Source organism: Acidisphaera rubrifaciens HS-AP3 (assembly GCF_000964365.1).
GTDB lineage: Bacteria > Pseudomonadota > Alphaproteobacteria > Acetobacterales > Acetobacteraceae > Acidisphaera > Acidisphaera rubrifaciens.
The window spans coordinates 1-1429 of sequence record NZ_BANB01001066.1 but is presented as its reverse complement, the minus strand read 5'-3'; the positions used below and the strand labels follow the sequence as shown (position 1 = coordinate 1429).

Below are 1429 nucleotides of genomic sequence, written 5' to 3'. Positions count from 1 at the left end.
GGCCCGTCCGGCGCGGCCCGCAGCCGGCAGCCATCGGCCGCACAGACGGCCCGCCCCTCGGCGACGGCGCCGCTCTCCGGCAGCCGCCGCAGCGCCGGCACGGCCAGATACTGCGCATAGGAATCGCGCACGAACCGCCCGGCACCGGGGGCCATCTCGGCATACGCCCCCTCGGGCGTGCGCAGCGCGATCACCCGCGCATCGGGCGAGACGAGCAGATCGGGCGGCCGGTCGAGCAGCGGCGACGCGAGACCGAGCGCGATCGCCGCCAGTCCGGCGAGCCGCCAGCGCAGGCGCCAGATGCCGAGCCACGCGAGGCCCGCGGACAGCACCGCGAGCCCCCATCCGGGCGCGTGCGGCACCTGCCACACGGCATCCGGCATGTCGGAGACGCCATGCGCGACCCACAGCACGGCGTCGATGCCCCAGCCCATCGGCACCAGCGCCAGCCGCTCGAGATGCAGCGGCATCAGGGCGAGCGAGGCAAGGCCCCACGGCATGATCCAGCTCGCCGTCAGCGGCACGGCGACAAGGTTGGCGAGCACGAACCAGCTCTGCACCCGCCCGAAATGATAGGCGGCGAAGGGAGCCGACGCCGTGCCGGCGAGGATGCTGGTCAGCGCCAGCGCCACGATATGCGACAGCAGCCGCCGCCAGGTCGCGCCGTCGCCCTGCAGCCGCCGCAGCGGCCCGCGCAGCGCCTCGTACCCCGCGATCAGCGCGAGCACGGCCGAGAAGCTCATCTGAAAACTGACGCCGCCCACTTCCCACGGCGCCACCAGCAGGATCACCACCGCCGCGATGCCGAGGCCGCGCAGCGACACCGCGCGCCGGCCGGTCAGCACCGCCAGGGTGAACAGCGTCGCCATCGCGAAGCTGCGCATGATCGGCACATGCGCGCCGGTCAGCAGCAGATAGGCCCCGCCCGCCGCGAGCGCCGTGATCGCCGCGATCTGCTTGCACGGCCAGAACAGCGCCGCGTAGGCCGAGCGGGCGAGCAGGAACCGCGTCGCCCCGAGCAGCAGGCCCAAGACGATTCCGACATGCAGGCCGGCGACCGCCAGCAGGTGCGCGAGGCCGGAATCGCGGAACGCCGCGCGGTCCGTCTCGGGGATCGCGCCCGTATGGCCCGTGAGCAATGTCGCGCCGATCGCCCCGGCGCTGCCCGGAAGGCCGGCCAGGATGCGCGCGGCGATCGTGTCGCGCAGCGCCCGCAGCGTCCGCGCGGGACCGGAGGGCACGCCCGGGGCGATGCGCGTGACCGGGCCCAGCGCCATACCGCCGGCCCCCAGGCCCGCGAAGAACGCATCGCGCTGCAGGTCCCAGGCGCCCGGATAGACGGGCGGCGCGGGCGTGCGCAGCAGCGCCCGGACCTCCACCACGTCGCCGACCGTGGGCTGCGCGTCGTCGTCGGCGCGCAGCCGCACCC

Annotated in this window: 1 protein-coding gene; it reads right to left on the bottom strand. The window is 75.2% G+C overall.

Going from position 1 to position 1429, the window contains the following annotated elements:
* The coding region (locus tag B8460_RS20055) for a ComEC/Rec2 family competence protein (RefSeq protein ID WP_048863396.1) at positions 1-1429 on the bottom strand (1429 nt) is incomplete at both ends.